At 68.1% G+C, this 15,147-nt stretch carries 19 protein-coding genes and 1 tRNA gene; 14 read left to right on the top strand and 6 right to left on the bottom strand.

Annotation, left to right across the window (positions count from 1 at the left end):
- The first annotated feature begins 91 nt into the window (after positions 1 to 91).
- Positions 92 to 280, top strand: coding sequence for a hypothetical protein (locus FNH05_RS15235; RefSeq protein ID WP_144588685.1), 189 nt, complete (start codon positions 92 to 94; stop codon positions 278 to 280).
- Here the strand turns inward: FNH05_RS15235 and FNH05_RS15240 are convergent.
- Positions 277 to 627, bottom strand: a complete 351-nt coding sequence (locus FNH05_RS15240; RefSeq protein ID WP_144588687.1) for a GntR family transcriptional regulator — start codon at positions 625 to 627, stop codon at positions 277 to 279. The two genes, FNH05_RS15235 and FNH05_RS15240, sit on opposite strands and share 4 nt — an antisense overlap.
- Before the next feature lie 222 nt (positions 628 to 849).
- On the opposite strand from FNH05_RS15240, the gene FNH05_RS15245 reads away from it, so the two are divergent.
- The 10 genes from FNH05_RS15245 (at position 850) to FNH05_RS15290 (ending at position 9,894) form a co-directional block, all read left to right on the top strand.
- Complete coding sequence (locus tag FNH05_RS15245) at positions 850 to 1,035, top strand: hypothetical protein (protein WP_144588689.1); 186 nt, start codon at positions 850 to 852, stop codon at positions 1,033 to 1,035.
- A gap of 205 nt (positions 1,036 to 1,240) precedes the next feature.
- Positions 1,241 to 1,894: an ABC transporter permease gene (locus FNH05_RS15250; protein WP_246127754.1), complete on the top strand. Its 654-nt coding sequence runs from the start codon at positions 1,241 to 1,243 to the stop codon at positions 1,892 to 1,894.
- Positions 1,894 to 4,023 (top strand): FtsK/SpoIIIE domain-containing protein, encoded by a 2,130-nt coding sequence (locus FNH05_RS15255; RefSeq protein WP_144588693.1) that lies wholly within the window; start codon positions 1,894 to 1,896, stop codon positions 4,021 to 4,023. Before FNH05_RS15250 ends, FNH05_RS15255 begins: the two co-directional genes overlap by 1 nt.
- Before the next feature lie 139 nt (positions 4,024 to 4,162).
- The gene (locus tag FNH05_RS15260) at positions 4,163 to 4,435 is read left to right on the top strand and encodes a hypothetical protein (protein ID WP_246127755.1); all 273 of its coding nucleotides are present in this window, start codon (positions 4,163 to 4,165) and stop codon (positions 4,433 to 4,435) included.
- Positions 4,436 to 4,445: 10 nt separating this feature from the next.
- Entirely contained in the window at positions 4,446 to 4,958 is a 513-nt protein-coding gene (locus tag FNH05_RS15265) for a hypothetical protein (RefSeq protein WP_144588695.1), read from the top strand.
- Positions 4,958 to 6,481 (top strand): DUF3631 domain-containing protein, encoded by a 1,524-nt coding sequence (locus FNH05_RS15270; RefSeq protein ID WP_144588697.1) that lies wholly within the window; start codon positions 4,958 to 4,960, stop codon positions 6,479 to 6,481. Before FNH05_RS15265 ends, FNH05_RS15270 begins: the two co-directional genes overlap by 1 nt.
- Positions 6,478 to 6,762, top strand: coding sequence for an excisionase family DNA-binding protein (locus tag FNH05_RS15275; protein WP_144588698.1), 285 nt, complete (start codon positions 6,478 to 6,480; stop codon positions 6,760 to 6,762). The genes FNH05_RS15270 and FNH05_RS15275 overlap by 4 nt, the downstream gene beginning before the upstream one ends.
- Before the next feature lie 16 nt (positions 6,763 to 6,778).
- Positions 6,779 to 8,266: a tyrosine-type recombinase/integrase gene (locus tag FNH05_RS15280; RefSeq protein WP_144588700.1), complete on the top strand. Its 1,488-nt coding sequence runs from the start codon at positions 6,779 to 6,781 to the stop codon at positions 8,264 to 8,266.
- 125 nt (positions 8,267 to 8,391) lie between these two features.
- Positions 8,392 to 9,330, top strand: a complete 939-nt coding sequence (locus FNH05_RS15285; RefSeq protein ID WP_144588702.1) for a hypothetical protein — start codon at positions 8,392 to 8,394, stop codon at positions 9,328 to 9,330.
- A 267-nt stretch (positions 9,331 to 9,597) separates the two neighbouring features.
- Positions 9,598 to 9,894, top strand: a complete 297-nt coding sequence (locus tag FNH05_RS15290; protein ID WP_144588704.1) for a hypothetical protein — start codon at positions 9,598 to 9,600, stop codon at positions 9,892 to 9,894.
- 71 nt (positions 9,895 to 9,965) lie between these two features.
- Here the strand turns inward: FNH05_RS15290 and FNH05_RS15295 are convergent.
- From FNH05_RS15295 to FNH05_RS15305, 3 genes are all read right to left on the bottom strand, one after another.
- Positions 9,966 to 10,055 (bottom strand) — tRNA-Ser (locus FNH05_RS15295).
- Between the two features lie 58 nt (positions 10,056 to 10,113).
- On the bottom strand, positions 10,114 to 10,566 hold the full coding sequence (locus FNH05_RS15300) for a nucleoside deaminase (RefSeq protein WP_144588706.1): 453 nt from the start codon (positions 10,564 to 10,566) through the stop codon (positions 10,114 to 10,116).
- Positions 10,566 to 11,045 (bottom strand): tRNA adenosine deaminase-associated protein, encoded by a 480-nt coding sequence (locus FNH05_RS15305; RefSeq protein ID WP_144588708.1) that lies wholly within the window; start codon positions 11,043 to 11,045, stop codon positions 10,566 to 10,568. Before FNH05_RS15305 ends, FNH05_RS15300 begins: the two co-directional genes overlap by 1 nt.
- A gap of 94 nt (positions 11,046 to 11,139) precedes the next feature.
- Between FNH05_RS15305 and FNH05_RS15310 the strand changes: the two genes are divergently transcribed.
- A complete protein-coding gene (locus tag FNH05_RS15310) occupies positions 11,140 to 12,393 on the top strand; it encodes a M20 metallopeptidase family protein (RefSeq protein WP_186382557.1) in 1,254 nt (417 codons plus the stop codon).
- 21 nt (positions 12,394 to 12,414) lie between these two features.
- On the top strand, positions 12,415 to 13,368 hold the full coding sequence (locus tag FNH05_RS15315) for a prephenate dehydrogenase (protein ID WP_144588719.1): 954 nt from the start codon (positions 12,415 to 12,417) through the stop codon (positions 13,366 to 13,368).
- 82 nt (positions 13,369 to 13,450) lie between these two features.
- Here FNH05_RS15315 and FNH05_RS15320 read toward each other — a convergent pair whose 3' ends face one another.
- Positions 13,451 to 13,663: an antitoxin gene (locus tag FNH05_RS15320; protein ID WP_144588710.1), complete on the bottom strand. Its 213-nt coding sequence runs from the start codon at positions 13,661 to 13,663 to the stop codon at positions 13,451 to 13,453.
- A 211-nt stretch (positions 13,664 to 13,874) separates the two neighbouring features.
- Between FNH05_RS15320 and FNH05_RS15325 the strand changes: the two genes are divergently transcribed.
- A complete protein-coding gene (locus FNH05_RS15325; protein WP_144588712.1) occupies positions 13,875 to 14,627 on the top strand; it encodes a polysaccharide deacetylase family protein in 753 nt (250 codons plus the stop codon).
- 40 nt (positions 14,628 to 14,667) lie between these two features.
- Here the strand turns inward: FNH05_RS15325 and FNH05_RS15330 are convergent.
- On the bottom strand, positions 14,668 to 15,147 hold a 480-nt coding region (locus tag FNH05_RS15330; RefSeq protein WP_144588714.1), incomplete at its 5' end, for a CHAT domain-containing protein.

Consider the following 15,147-nt stretch of genomic DNA (forward strand, 5'->3'; position numbering starts at 1 on the left):
GGATACACCCCCGCCCTCGGCCGGTTTCCTTGCTGCATGAGCGACAGCACCGAATCAGCAAACGCAGTCGCCGCAAGGAAAGGAGACGGAAATGGCGAAGAACCCCTACCCCGTGATGAACACCGGAGGCGGACTGCTGCCGAAGGTCATCGGCACGCTGGTCTTGATCGCGGTCCTGACGCTGGTGATCAAGTACCCGGCGGACGCGGCCCACTGGGTGCGCGGCCTAGGGCACGTGATCGACGGACTGGTGGCCTTCCTCCGCGCCCTGTTCGGCTAGCTCTGGTTCTGGCCCAGACGACGTTCGATCTCGCCAAGGCGCCGGCGGATCTCGGCAATAGCCTGCCAGAGCCGGTCATCGTCGCCGCGGCTCGCGGGCTCGGCCTCGGCGGGCTGGGTGCGGACGAACGAGCCCTTGCCGTGGCGGGTGACCACCAGGCCCTCGTCCCGCAGCAGGGTCACCGCGCTCTTGGCGGTGTTGATCGCCACGCCCCAGGAGTCGGCGAGTTCCTGGTAGCTCGGCAATTGGGCACCGGGGCTGTACTCCCCCGCCCGGATGGCGGCCCGCAGGCCGCTGGCCACTTGCAGGTACGGCGCTCGTGGGTCGTCCGGGTCCAGGGAAGCCATATGCAAAGACTAGCAAGACAACTAACCCTGTTAAGACTCCAGCCGATCACTTAGGCGCTGCGACTCTTATTTAGAGCTTTATAGATATCTCTTGGGTTTCAAAGATAACTTTGGTTGTCATGCTGACAGAGTTGACAGAGTTGACAGTGACACCTCAGAGGTCATACCGTCGCCCTTGCGGCTCCTGCCCCTGGGAGACCTTCCACCTTCTTGGAGGACTACATGGACGACCTGATCCCGGCACACAGCTATGCCCCGGACGGGCTGTACGAATCGGACATCGACGCGCTGTTGGCCGAGTACTTCCCTGCTGACGAACAGCTCGCCGCTCCCGTGGAGCACCTTCGGCCGATCAGCTCGGTTCCGGCGCCGATCGGCGACGCGGACGGCGAAGACATCGCCGCTTGAGTTCGCCCCGGCCCGGCGCACGGAACCGCCAAGAACCACTCGCCGGACCGGGTCTCTCCCAACCAGGACAAAACGAGTCAGGAGAACACCCATGGTAGGGCTCGACATGCCCAGAAGCGCGTATCCCGCGTCCGTGGCGGACCTGCTGCCCCGGGTCCGGGAACGCATCAGGGAACTGGGTGCCGTCCCGTCCCGGAACCGGATCATGGCTGAGTTCAAGGTGGGTGCGCCCAAGGCGCGCGCCATCCTGGCAGCGCTCGCCGAGAATGACGAGAAACCCCTGATCCGGTCGCTCCGCGCGGTTCCCGACGCTTCCGCTGAGACCGATTCGGAACCGAGTCCAGCCACCGAGCCGGAAGCGGTCGAGGAAAGCCCGATGATGCAGGTTACCGAAGTCGCAGACTCGGGCACGAGCCAACCGACGAAGTCGTGGCCGTTGTTGCTGCTGGCCCTGCCCGCCTTCGTGGCCATCTGGGGTGGCTGGGTCGGACTCGGTCGGCTGACCGGGTTCGGCTCGATCCAGCTTCTCCCGGGGATCTGGGACGGCCTGTCGATCAACTCCGCGATCACGCTGCCGATCGGGGTCGAGACCTATGCGGCGTTTGCCTTGCGGGTCTGGCTGTCGGGCTCGACTCGTTCGGACCGGGCTCGCGAGTTCGCGAAGTGGTCCGCGTTCGGCTCGCTGGGTCTGGGTATGGCGGGCCAGGTGGCCTACCACCTGATGTCCGCCGCGGCGGACACTCGGGCTCCGTGGCTGATCACCATGCTGGTTTCCTGCCTACCGGTGATCGTGCTCGGCTGCGGCGCCGCTCTGGCCCACTTGCTGCGCGAAGCCACCGATGAGGAGGTGAGCAACTGATGAGCACGGACGAATCCGGCGGCAAGGTGATCGCGTTTCCCACGGTCATCGACGCCGAGCTGGTCGATGAGGAGAATAGCCAGGCCGTCCCGGTGGACGAGCCGACCACCGATGGCTCCTCCTGGCTGGAGCGGCTACGGACGCAGAAGCGAATGCCGATCCTGCCCAGCTACCTCCGTTCCGCATCCGAGGCGAAGAGCGCAGCGCAGTGGGTGGCCACGCACTACGCCCACAAGGCGGGCTATCACCTCGCCCGGTCGCCGCTCTACGCGCTGCGCCTGGCCGTCCGCTCGCCGCGCGGACTGCTGCTGCTCGCAGTGGCCACCGGCCGGTGGGTCACCGACGCCGAGGGCCGGCTGGCGCGCTCGGAAACCGCAACGGCCGACAAGGCCGAGCTGTACCTGAAGCTCTCCCAGCAGCGGGACCAGCGTGTGCGGGTCAGGTGGCTGCAGCTCGGGCTCATGATGACGCTCGGCCTGGTCCTGATCGTCGTGCTGCCGAATGTGCTGCCGGAGTGGGTCGTGTGGGCGTGTGGCGCGATCGCTGTGGGACTGCTCGGCAAACTCGGGTCCACCAAGGACAATCCGGTGGTCTCTCGTGCGGTGGTCTCCGGACAGGTGCAGAAGCTCACGAGTGACCACGTGGTGCGGGCGTTGTCCGTGCTCGGCATCGCCGGGATCAACCAGGCCCTGGCCAAGGACTCCGACGCCATCGGGTTCACCGCGCCGATCACCCGCGACGGCCCCGGCTGGCGCGCAGATGTGGACCTTCCGCCCGGCGTGACCGTCGCCGAAGTGGTCGAGCGGCGCTCCAAGCTCGCCTCTGGCCTCGGCCGCCCGCTGGGGTGCGTGTGGCCGGAAGGCAACGCCGAGGTCCACCCCGGCCGGATGGTCCTGTGGGTGGGTGATCAGGACATGTCCAAGTCGCGGCAGCCGACGTGGCCGCTACGCAGGGCCGGCAGCGTCGACCTGTTCAAGCCTCAGCCCTTCGGCACCGACCAGCGCGGCCGCTGGGTCGAGATCACCCTGATGTTCGTCTCCATGGTCATCGGCGCGATTCCACGCATGGGCAAGACCTTCACCCTGCGCGAACTGCTGCTCATCGCCGGGATGGACCCTCGGGCGGAGCTGCACTGCTACGACCTCAAGGGAACCGGCGACCTCTCGCCGCTCGCGCCGATCTCCCACCGGTACCGGGCAGGCGACGAGGCCGAGGACATCGCCTATGCCGCGGCCGATCTACGTGCCCTGAGGGCGGAGTTGCGGCGGCGGGCGAAGGTGATCCGGGATCTGCCGAAGGATCTGTGCCCGGAGAACAAGGTCACACCGGACCTGGCAAGCAAGAAGTCGCTCGGGCTGCATCCCGTCGTCGTCGGCGTGGACGAGTGTCAGAAGTGGTTCGAGCACCCGGAACACGGTGCGGAGATCGAGGAGATCTGCACCGACCTGGTCAAGCGCGGCCCAGCACTGGGGTTCGTGACCATCCTGGCCACGCAGCGGCCGGACGCTCGCTCGATCCCGACCGCGATCTCCGACAACGCGGTGTTGCGGTTCTGCCTGAAGGTCACGGGCCAGCAGGCCAACGACATGGTGCTGGGCACCTCGTCCTACCGCAACGGCATCCGGGCCACCACGCTTTCGTTCCGCGACAAGGGGATCGGCTACCTGGCCGGTGAGGGCGACGAGCCGCGCATCACGCGCAGCGTCTACATCGACGGCCCCGACGCCGAAAAACTCGCGGCCCGCGCCCGCACCGCTCGCATCACCGCGGGCAGGCTGACCGGCTACGCCGCAGGGCTCGACCTCGCGCCGGACGAGGAAGAGGACAGCAGCACGCTGCTCGCCGACGTGCTCACCGCGATCGGTGAGGCGGACAAGGCCTGGTCGGAAACCATCGTCAACCGGCTCGCCGAACTCCGGCCGGCCATCTACGGCCCCTGGGCCGAACTGCCGACCGGCAGCGCCAAGGCAACCCAGTTGTCCGGCGCGCTCAAGCCCTACGGGATCTCCACCAAGCAGGTGTGGGGCACCGATCCGGCGACCGGCAAAGGCGCCAACCGGATGGGCGTGAAGCGGGAATGGATAGCCAACGCTCTCACGGAAAGTGACGAGAGCCGCAGGCACGGGTAGCTCCCTCCCGGGCTCTAGGTCTAGAGCCAGCCACCTCTAGACCTAGAGCCCTCCCTAGACCACCAAACCCTCCCTGTCCAGCGCCCTAGCACCTAGAGGCGTGGGCCGAACACGGCCCAAAACAGCCCAGGAGGCCCTGTTGAACCCCCTCGACAGCCTGACCGTCCCGGTGTTCCTCGTCCTGATCATCATCACTCTTGGTTACGCCTGGTCGTGCGCGGTCTACCCGTACAAGCCGTGCCGATCCTGCCGCGGCTTCGGCCACTTCCGGTCGCCGTTCCTGCGCGTCATCCGCCTCTGCCGCCGCTGCAACGGCACCGGCCGCACTCTCCGCGGCGGCCGCCGCGCCTACAACGCCCTCGCCCGCGCCCGCCGCGACTTCCGCCAGCACAACCGGCGCGACAACCACTGAAAGGCATCCCATGGATTCCGCTCTGCTCAACCCGGAACACCAGTTCCTCGGCTGCCTCATGCAACTGCCCATCGATCCGGTCCGCCGCGCGCTGACGGGCATGCGCCCGAGCGACCTCGCCGACCCGGCCGCCTCGTTCGTGCTCCATCTGGCCATCCGCGCCGTAGCCGCCGCCCAGCCGCCGACACCGGTCGTGCTGTTCGAGCACGCGCACGAACTTGCGGCGCGGCCACGTTGCAGCAGGCTGCGCGAGATCGCGCTGTGGATCGCCAACGTCTACGAGGTCGCGCCGCTCGCCCCCGAACAACATGTGCTGTACCTCAAGGCCGCCGTGCTGAAAGTGGCTTGGAGGCGAGCAGTTGCCGAGTACGCGCAGCGGCTCCTCCAGGCCGTCACCGAGTCGCCGAGTCACGACCTTCGTGCTCTTGCCGATGACACCGAAGCCCTCGACGAACTGTGGGCGCGCTACGAAGCCGCACGTCAGCAGCACTGTGTTGTCCCGCGCCCGGAGGTGGCTGCCTGATGGGTGAAGTCGACGAGATCTCGACAGCCCCGACCTGCCGGTACTGTCAGCGCCTGCGCGGCGATTCACCGTCCCCTGACTTCTGCTCGGAGGACTGCCAGGCTGCTTGGCTCGCCGATCGCGCCGAGGTGCGGCAGCCGGAAGATCACGGACGCAGCGCACGTGCCGACCTGCCCGAGATCGCTCCAGCAGAGTCGCTGACGTGGCTCGGCCCGCCACCCGGAGCGTTCGTTAAGCCAGGACACGAAGTGCTGGACGCGGTGGTGTCGTTCGTGTCGCGGTTCTCCGCGTTCCCCAACGAACACTGCGCCCCGACGCTGGCACTGTGGTGCGCCCACACCCACATCGCCGACCGGCTCTACGTCACGCCCCGCCTGATCCTCGACTCCGCGGAACCGGGCAGCGGCAAGACACGCGTGCTGGAAGTCGCCCAGTTCCTGGTCTCTAAACCGGAGATGACCATCAGCATCACCCCGGCCGCGATCTTCCGCATGCTCATCAACGGCCCGATGACCCTGCTCTTCGACGAAATCGACGCGGTCTTCAACCCCAAAACCGGCGGCAACAACGAGGACCTGCGCGCCCTACTCAACGCTGGATACAAGCGCACCGCCACCGTCACCCGCTGCGTCGGCGACGCCAAGAGCATGAACGTCACCCGCTTCCCCGTCTACGCCCCGGTCGCCCTGGCCGGGATCGCCGGAGGCATGCCCGACACCATCACCACCCGCGCCATCACCATGCACATGCGCAAACGGCGCTACGACGAGGTGGTCGAGGAGTTCATCGAGGAAGACGTGGAACGGGAAGCCGAACCCATCCGCGCCGACCTCGAAACCTGGACCACCCGCGTCGCCGACGACGTCGCTCGCGCCCGGCCCGAACGACCCGATGGCGTGCGGGACCGGGCAGCCGAGATCTGGCGGCCGTTGCTCGCCATCGCCGACGCGGCCGGCGACCACTGGCCCGAGACAGCCCGCAAGGCTTGCAGCCACTTCGTCCTCGAAGCCGGACCACAAACCGTCTCAACCGGCGTGCGACTACTCGCCGACATCCGCCAGATCTTCACCGCCCAGGCGACCGACCGCATGGTGACCGCGGAACTCATCCGCGAGTTGCACGCCCTCGAAGACTCGCCCTGGACCGACCTGCAGGGCAAACCGCTCGACAGCCGCCGCCTGGCCAAGGAATTGGACCGCTACCTGGTCCGCCCGAAAGACCTCAAGGTCAACGGCAAGACGCTCAAGGGCTACCGCATCGACGGCGACAACGGCCTGGCCGACGCCTGGAGCCGCTACCTTCCACCCCTCGATCCAGCCGCGACCAGCGCGACCTCCGCAACCCCGCAGGTCGACGGCACCGCCGAGGCGCACTCGCCACCAGGACCATCCGCGACCTCCGCAACCCAGGTCGCGGACGGTCGCGGCGCCAACGAGCCAACCGCGACCCCGCTGACCAGCGCAGTCGCGCAGGTCGCGGCAGTCGCGGACGAAACCACGCAGCCCCCTGGGGAGGGACGATGACCGACGACAGGACCACCGAGATCGCCTCGCTGATCGCGCGCTTGGCCGCACTGATGGCCGCACGCCCTCAGGAAGAGCAGCCGCCGCGCCCGTTGCCGCCCCGGGTGCTGCTCAAGGTCGAGGAAGCCGCGGAACGGCTCGGCATCGGACGCACCACTGCGTATGCCCTGGTCCGCTCAGGCGAACTGGAATCCGTTCGAATCGGCAGTCTCCGGCGTATCCCCTCCGACGCCCTGACGGCATATGCCGAACAACTGCTCGCCAAAAAGAACGCCGCCTAATCTTTGGAGTCATCGAATGGCACGCAACAAACGCCCTGAGGGAACTCGCGCGCCCAATGGCGCCTCCAGCATCTACCAAGGCAAGGATGGAAAGTGGCACGGCCGCGTGACCATGGGGGTCCGCGACGACGGCAAGCCGGATCGGCGGCACGTCGAGCGGAAGACGGAAGCAGAGGTCATCAAGGCCGTCCGCAAGCTGGAGAAGGAGCGCGACTCCGGACAGGCACGCAAGCCCGGACGAGTCGAAACCGTTGAACAATGGCTGACGCATTGGGTGGAGAACATCGCCGCGCCCAACGTCCGCGCGACCACGATGGTCGGTTACCGAGCATCCGTCTACAAGCACCTGATTCCAGGGGTGGGCGCGCATCGACTCGACAAACTGCAGCCCGAGCACCTCGAAAAGCTCTATGGACGGATGATTGCGCCGAAGCCAGCCGGAAAAGGACTCAAGCCAGCTACTGCCCACTTGGCGCACCGAACCGTTCGGGTTGCTCTAAACGAAGCAGTTCGCCGCGGCCGCATCGGCCAGAACCCGGCCACGATCGCGAAGGCACCCCGAGTCGAGGAAGAAGAGATCGTGCCCTTCACTGTCGAGGAGGCGCAGCGGCTGTTCGACGTGGCGTTGACGGCACGGAACGGCGCCCGGTTCATCGTGGCGCTCGCGCTGGGCCTGCGCCGCGGCGAAGCCCTCGGCCTCCGCTGGTCGGATGTCGACATCCACTGGGAGCATGGCTGCGCGAAGGCGAGCGCCTGCCGAACCCGGCCCGCCGCCAAGGAATGTTCCAAGCGCATCGGCTCGGGGACACTCACAGTTCGCCGAGCCATCCAACAGTTCCCCTGGAAGCATGGCTGCCCTGGCAACCGGCCGTGCGGTGAGCGGTACGCCGCGCGATGCCCGGACCGGCACGGCGGTGGCATCGTCGTCGGAGAGGTCAAGTCGCGGGCCGGTCGCCGGACCGTTGGCCTGCCCGCACCCTTGATCCAGGCCCTCGAAGCGCACCGGCTGCGGCAGACTGAGGAGCGAGAGAGGGCAGCTGACCTCTGGCAGGAGCAGGGCTGGGTGTTCACCGATGTCGTCGGTAACCCGCTGCACCCGAAGGAGTATCACCGCGCCTGGAAGTCGCTGCTCCGCAAGGCGGACGTCCGAGACGCTCGACTCCACGACGCAAGGCATACAGCAGCAACCATGCTGCTGGTCCTCAAGGTCCCGCTTCCGGCGGTCATGGAGATCATGGGTTGGTCCGATGCGGCGATCGCAAAGCGCTACATGCACGTGCCGCGAGAACTCGTCCAAGCGATCGCGACTGACGTGGGTGAGCTGATGTGGGCACAGCCGACCGACGACGAACCCGGTGACCTCGCACCGGAACTCACGGCCGACCAACACGACGCCATCCAGCAGCTTGCGAGCACCCTGCCGCAACAGTGGGCACAACAGCTCATAGAGCTGCTGCCGAACGAAGACGACGAAGGCTCGGCAGGCTCGCTGGAGTCCGCCTGAACCGGGCCAACCTCATCAGCCCTGGCAGCCCTTGTAGCAGACGCGTCGAGATCTGAGGCGAGCCTCCGGCGGCATGCCTGCTGTCGGTCATAGACTGCTTCAAGCAGTCAGCAGGAGGTGCCCAGATGCGCGTGCAGCAGTGGCCCGGGACAGTGTTCCCGACTGAGGATCACGAGGTGGACCAAGCCATAGGCGCTCTCTTCCAGCGCGCTGGATGGACAACCGAGCGGCTGACGCCGAAGGATCGGGACGCGATCCGGAAAGAGTTAGTCAAGTGGTTCAACGCCAAGTACAGCGTTAACGCCATCCTGATCGCGCTCGACCGTCTTCCGACCGGGGAGAAGCAGGAGCCGCGTAGAAGAGAAGATGTCGTTACCTACATCCGCACGCGGATGCAGGCATGGTACGACGACGACAACGAAGATTCACCGCTTGCAGAGGCAATGCATAAACCACCAAGACCAGGGATGTCGCTGGCACAGTGGTGGATTCTTCGACAGCGGAACGCTGCCAACTCGGATGTGTCGAAGAGCGCGGCGCCACTGTCGGAACGGGGCCGCGAGGCCCGCGAAGCTACCATGCAGCAGTCGCGCGCACCGCGGCGCGATCCCATCGCGCGTAGTCGAGCCAAAGACCAAGCGATCGCAGAAGCTATGGACAGTCTGCTCCTACCTGGAGCAGTTGCTCCGACTTTCGAGGACGCACAGTCGTTGCTGCCTGCCAGCCAACGAGTGACGAGTCGACAGGTAGCGGTCTATGCAGGACAGCGCTCGGTCATCGCGAATGACCCGAAAGTTCGTCGTATCGTCGAGCGCGCGGTAGCCGAGAAGCGGAGTCTGACCCCATCGGAGACCGCGGTACTACGGAATGCGGTACGAGACGCGAAGGCACGTGCAGCGATCGGCGCTCTCGAAGCAATGCAGTCTGAGACCGCTCATGACACCGAAATTCTGAGCGATGCGGCATGGCAAATTTTGAGCTATCTAGAACGAGCAATGGCGCCGTACATGTCGCTTGAAGGCATGGTAAATTTGCTCGATACGCAAGTTAGAGAATCAAGCTAAACAACTGCCGACTCCGCAGCGCGGTTCGTTGACCGGCTCTCGGCGTAGTTTGAGTAGCTCGAGTCCAGCGTGGCGACCTGGCTCGCCTGACTCGACCAGCCCGGGGTGGCCCATGGAGCTGATCGATTGCTCCGACAACCTCGTGTCGACAGGTGGCCGAACAAGAATTCGGCCACCGTGGGCCGATAGCACCGTGACGACCAGGACCAGACGTGGATGGAATCGCTGGCAAGCTTAGACCAGCCTCTTAACGTGAAGGAGATACACATGGAAGGACTCGTACCGGGGTACTGGGTGCGGCTGACGCTCCGCGAGCCCGTTGGCGAGGAGAAGCGCCCAGTCGGTCAAGTCGAGTATGTTGACGAGCACGGCATCCGCCTTTCGCTGCTGGATGGCGTGACTGGCGAGGCCGAAAGCTGGGACTTCTACGCACCATGGACCAATGTTCTAGGCGCTGTAGTAGCGACCCCAAACCATGACGTGCGTCGCTTCGTCGAGGAGACGATCAAGCGCGAACTGGGCGGGCCTTACTTCGCTGACGTTCCGTCCCAGCAGGACAACTGAGACGGAAACTGAGACGGAACGACGAACGCCGGGAGCCCCTCGCGGGGCCACCCGGCGTTTCGCCTGTTCGCTGGCGGTAGCGGTGGGATTTGAACCCACGGACGGGGTTAACCGTCACACGATTTCGAGTCGTGCTCCTTCGGCCGCTCGGACACGCTACCGCCGACTAGGGTACTGCACGCCCGCAGCGACCCGGCCACCACCCTCGGCATCCGCCGGTCAGGCTTCCCGATGGGTGGCGAAGAAGGCGTCCAGCAGCTCGGCGCACTCGGTTTGGAGGACGCCGCCGTGCACCTCGGGCCGGTGGTTGAGGCGCCGGTCCCGCACCACGTCCCACAGCGAGCCGACCGCGCCGGTGCGGGGTTCCCACGCCCCGAAGACCAGGCGCTCGACCCGGGCCAGCACCAGCGCCCCCGCGCACATCGTGCACGGCTCGACGGTGACCGCGAGGGTGCAGCCGGACAGCCGCCAGCCGTCGCCGTGGACCTTGGCGGCCTCGCGCAGCGCGAGGATCTCCGCGTGCGCGGTGGGGTCCCCGAGCTCCTCCCGCGCGTTGTGGGCCGAGGCGAGCACGGATCCGTCCGGGCCGAACACGACCGCCCCGATCGGCACGTCGGGGCCGGCGTCGCGGGCCGCCTCGATCGCGGCCCGCACCATGCCGGCATCGTCCATCACAGTTCGTCGAGCAGCTCGACGAACTGGTCCCCGAACCCGCACCGCGAAGCGATCATCTGCAGCTGCTCGTCGGGGTAGAGGTTCTCCTCACCCGCGATGACCTCCAGCTCGGGAGCGGGCAGGCCCAGGTCGGCGAGGATGTCCAGATCCCCTTCCGGCCAGATCGCCTCGTCGTCCTCGGGCGAGTCGACCCGAAGCACGTCGAGGACGTCCGCCGCGATGTCGTAGTCGAGCGCGGCGGCCGCGTCCGACAACAGCAACGAGGGGCCTCGCGGACTCGGCCGCACGATCACGAAGAACTCGTCGTCCACCGCCAGCAGCCCGAACAGCGCCCCGGTGGACCGCAGTTTGGCCAGCTCCGTGATGGTCGCGTCCAGGCTCGCCAGCACGCCGGCATCCAGCGCCTGGCACCGCCACCGGCCGTCCTCCCGCACCACGGCCACCGCGAACCCCGCGACCGGCTCCTTCACCGCCATGCGCACACCGTATACCTCAAGGGAACCCCCTGGGCGCCGATCTTCGCCCGAACGCGGGCGGCAGGCACCCGGTCCGCTCTGTCAGGATCGCCCCATGACCGGACCCACTGAGTTGCCCCCGCTGCCGGACACCCGTTTCGCCGGCCTGGCGGCCGAGGCGGAGTCCTTGCGGCCGTCGACGGTCGCGCTGCGACGCGAGATCCACCGCCATCCCGAACTGGGTCTGCACCTGCCCCGCACCCGGGAGGCGATCCAGCGCGCCCTCGCGGACCTGCCGCTGGAGATCACGGTGGGCAAGGCCACCAGTTCGGTGACCGCCGTGCTGCGCGGCGCTCTGCCTGGTCCGGCCGTGCTGCTGCGCGGGGACATGGACGCGCTGCCGCTGCGGGAGGACACCGGGCTCGAGTTCGGCTCCGAAGTGGAGGGCGCGATGCACGCGTGCGGGCACGACCTGCACGTGGCCATGCTCGCGTCCGCCGCCCGGCTGCTCGCCGCGCGCGCCGGGGAGCTCGCCGGTTCGGTCGTGTTCATGTTCCAGCCAGGGGAAGAGGGGTTCCACGGCGCCCGGCACATGATCCACGAGGGGGTGCTGGAAGCGGCGGGTGACCGGGTCGACCGCGCCTTCGCGCTGCACGTCCACGGCAACATGCCCGCGGGACACCTCCGGACTCGCCCCGGTCCGATCATGGCCGCCGCGGACACCTTCTCCGTGCGCGTGGTGGGCAAGGGCGGGCACGGATCGGCTCCGCACCACGCGATCGACCCGGTCCCCGCGGCCGCCGCGATGGTCGGCGCGCTGCAGACCCTGATCACGCGCCGGGTCGGCGTGTTCGACCCGGCCGTGCTGTCGGTGACCCGGATCGCGGCCGGTACCACCACCAACATCATCCCGGAGACCGCCGAACTGGAAGGCACGTTCCGGACGCTGTCCGAAGACACCAGGGCGCTGGTGCGGTCCGAACTGCCGAAGGTCTGCGAGGCGGTCGGCGCCGCGCACGGCTGCCGCGTCCACGTCGACATCGAACCGGGCTACCCGGTGACCGTGAACGACCCGATGGAGACCGGACGGGTGCTCGGCCTCGCCGAGCAGGTCCTCGGCTTCGACCGGACCGGCGTGATGCCCGATCCGATCATGGGCGCGGAGGACTTTTCCTACGTGCTGCAACGGGTTCCCGGCACCTTCGCGTTCCTGGGCGCCTGCCCGCCGGGGCTGGATCCCGAGCAGGCCCCGTCGAACCACTCCAACCGCATCGTGCACGACGAGGGCGCGCTGCCCGCCGGGGTCGCCCTGTATGCCGCCTTCGCCCTGGACGCGTTGCGGCCCGCGGGGCCCGCACTGGCAGGATGACGCCCTGTGCGAGACGTATGCGTGATCGGGCTCGGTTTGATCGGCGGCTCGTTGTTGCGCGCGGCGTCCGCCGTGGGCCGGGAGGCCTGGGGTGCCACGGCTTCGGAGGCGGACGCGGCCACGGCCGCCGCGGACGGCTTCGACGCGGGCACCGACCTGGTCGCCGCCCTGCGCCGGGCCGCGGCCCAGGACGCGCTGATCGTGCTCGCGGTGCCGCTGACCGCGCTGGACGAGGTGCTGCGCCTGGTCGCCGAGCACGCCCCGGGCTGCCTGCTCACCGACGTGACCAGCGTGAAGGCCCCCGTGCTCGCGTCCGTGCGGCGGCTGGCCCCGGCCAACCGTTTCGCCGGAGGCCACCCCATGGCCGGGACCGCGGAATCCGGCTGGCGTGCGGGGAACGCCGCACTGTTCGGCGGCGCCGCCTGGGTCACCTGCCTGGAGGACGACACCGATCTGGCGGCCTGGGCCGAGGTCTCCCGGCTCGCCATCGAGGTGGGAGCCCACGTCGTCCCACTGACTGCCGGCGCGCACGACGAGGCGGTCGCCCGGATCTCCCACCTTCCTCATCTGCTGGCCGCGGTGCTCGCCGCGGTGGGGGCGGACGGGGGCCCGGTGGCCATGGCGCTGGCGGCGGGGTCCTACACCGACGGCACGCGTGTCGCGGCGACGAGACCGGAACTGGTGCGCGCCATGACCGAGGGCAACCGCGAGGCGCTGCTGCCCGTGCTGGACGACGCGCTGGGCAGGCTGGGCGCGATGCGCGGTTCCCTCGCCTCGACGGGCGGCCTCGCCGCGACGATCAAGGCCGGGTACGAAGGCGCGCAGGCACTGTCCCGCGCGCGCCAGGCGACGCCCGCCGGGGTGCGGGTCGATCTCTCGGCGCCGGAAGCACGCGAGGGACTGCGGGCGCTCGGCGAACGCGGCGGCCGCATCACGGGCATCGCCGGCGACATCGCCATCGGCGAGGTCGCCTGAGGCGGTTGCACGGTGCTGTGAGGGGTCCCCTCACAGCCGTTTCGACCGTGAGGGGACCCCTCACGGGCAAACCGCGACGGGTCTAGTGGCTGCCCTGGGCCTTGTGCAGGACGTCCTTCGCCTTCGTCGTCATGGTGTCGATCTTGTCGGCATGCTTGCCGAGCTTCGACTTCGCGAAGCCACCGGCCTTGTCGATGCCCTGCTCGATCTTGCCCGCGTTGTGGCCCAGCGACTCCTGGGCCTTCTTCTTGGTCTCCTGAGCCTTCTTCTTGATTTCGTCGAAATTGATGCCCATGACACCATCACACCCCACATCCGGGAACCTCGCACTGCGGACAGGGAGCGGTCACCGGGCGGTGCGCCTGCCCGGAACCGCCGCGCTTGCCCGGTTCATCGGCCTCGCCGGCCGAGAAGGCCGTGGAACGCGACTGAAATCACCTCCGGCTGACGCAACGAAATCCCCTCTCACACGACTTTTCTTTCGTGAGTGTCAAGGGGGTTGAAGTATGAAGCTGCGCCTGCCGGGCCTTCTGCTCGCGGTCATCGTCCTGGTCGGCGGCTGCTCGGCCGCGCAGCCGAAGACCGCCGCACCGCCCCAGACTTCGCTGCCGCCGGTCTCACCGGTGGCCGCGTCCATGCCCTACCCGTTCGGCGAGGTGCAGCAGAAGGCAGGCCCGGTCGTGGACGGGAAGGTGCCGCTGGTCCGGCACATCACCGTCGACCGGCCTTACGTCTTCCTCACCATCGACGACGGCGCGATCGCCAACCCCGATGCCCCGCAGCTCATCCGCGAATCCGGCGCGCATCCGGTGCTGTTCCTCAACGAACGCTATGTCAAGGGCCGCGAAGCGTACTTCCGGCAGTTGCTCGACGCGGGTGCCACGCTCGGCGACCACACGATCGACCACCCCAACCTGCGCGGGAAGCCGCTGGCATTCCAGCAGAACGAGATCTGCGGCGACGCGGACGAGTTGCAGCGTTCGCTCGGCGTGCGGCCGGTGCTGTTCCGCCCCCCGTTCGGCTCGTACGACACCAACACGCTGCTCGCGGCCGCGAACTGCGGAATGCGGGTCAGCGTGCTGTGGACGGCCTCGGTGAACGACGGCCGGGTGGACTTCCAGAAGGGGAATCGCCTGCAGTCGGGCGACATCGTGCTGATGCACTTCCGCAAGACCTTCGTCGAGGACTACACCGCGTTCGTCAACCAGGCCAAAAAGGACGGACTGACCCCGGTTCCCCTGCCGGACTTCCTCGGTTGACCAACGGTGTGGCGCGGCTCCGCCGCCTGAAGGGCAGAACCTAACCGGCGCCGAGGCAGAGGAAGGGGCGACGGAGCGGCTCCACCGCCGTCGCCTCCGCCAGCGCCACCGCGGGCGAGGTCCCCTCCGCCATCCGCCGGTGCAGCTGCGTCATCGCCTCGGCGGCGGCGCGGTCGCCGACCCGGGAAACGGCGCCAACCACGGTGCGAGACCCCCCGGCCAGCAGGGCTCCGGCGAACCCGAGCGCCTCCTCGCCCGGCCGGATATGGCTCATCGCCAGCTCGCATGCGGCGAGCACCACGAGATCCGGCGGGGCCTTCAGTCGCGCCGTTTCGTGCGCGAACAGCGGGCCGTCGACCAGATCCAGCCGGGAGAACAGCGCGTTGGCCGGTTCGTGCGCCCCGTGCGCGACCAGGTGCGCCACCCCCGAACCGTCCAGCGCTTCGAGCACCGCCTCACTCGTCGCGCGCTGCCCGTCCACGAGCTGGGCCCTGGGATAGACCGAGCGCAGTTCCCGCAC

Source organism: Amycolatopsis rhizosphaerae, from assembly GCF_007713715.1.
Classification (GTDB): domain Bacteria; phylum Actinomycetota; class Actinomycetes; order Mycobacteriales; family Pseudonocardiaceae; genus Amycolatopsis_E; species Amycolatopsis_E rhizosphaerae.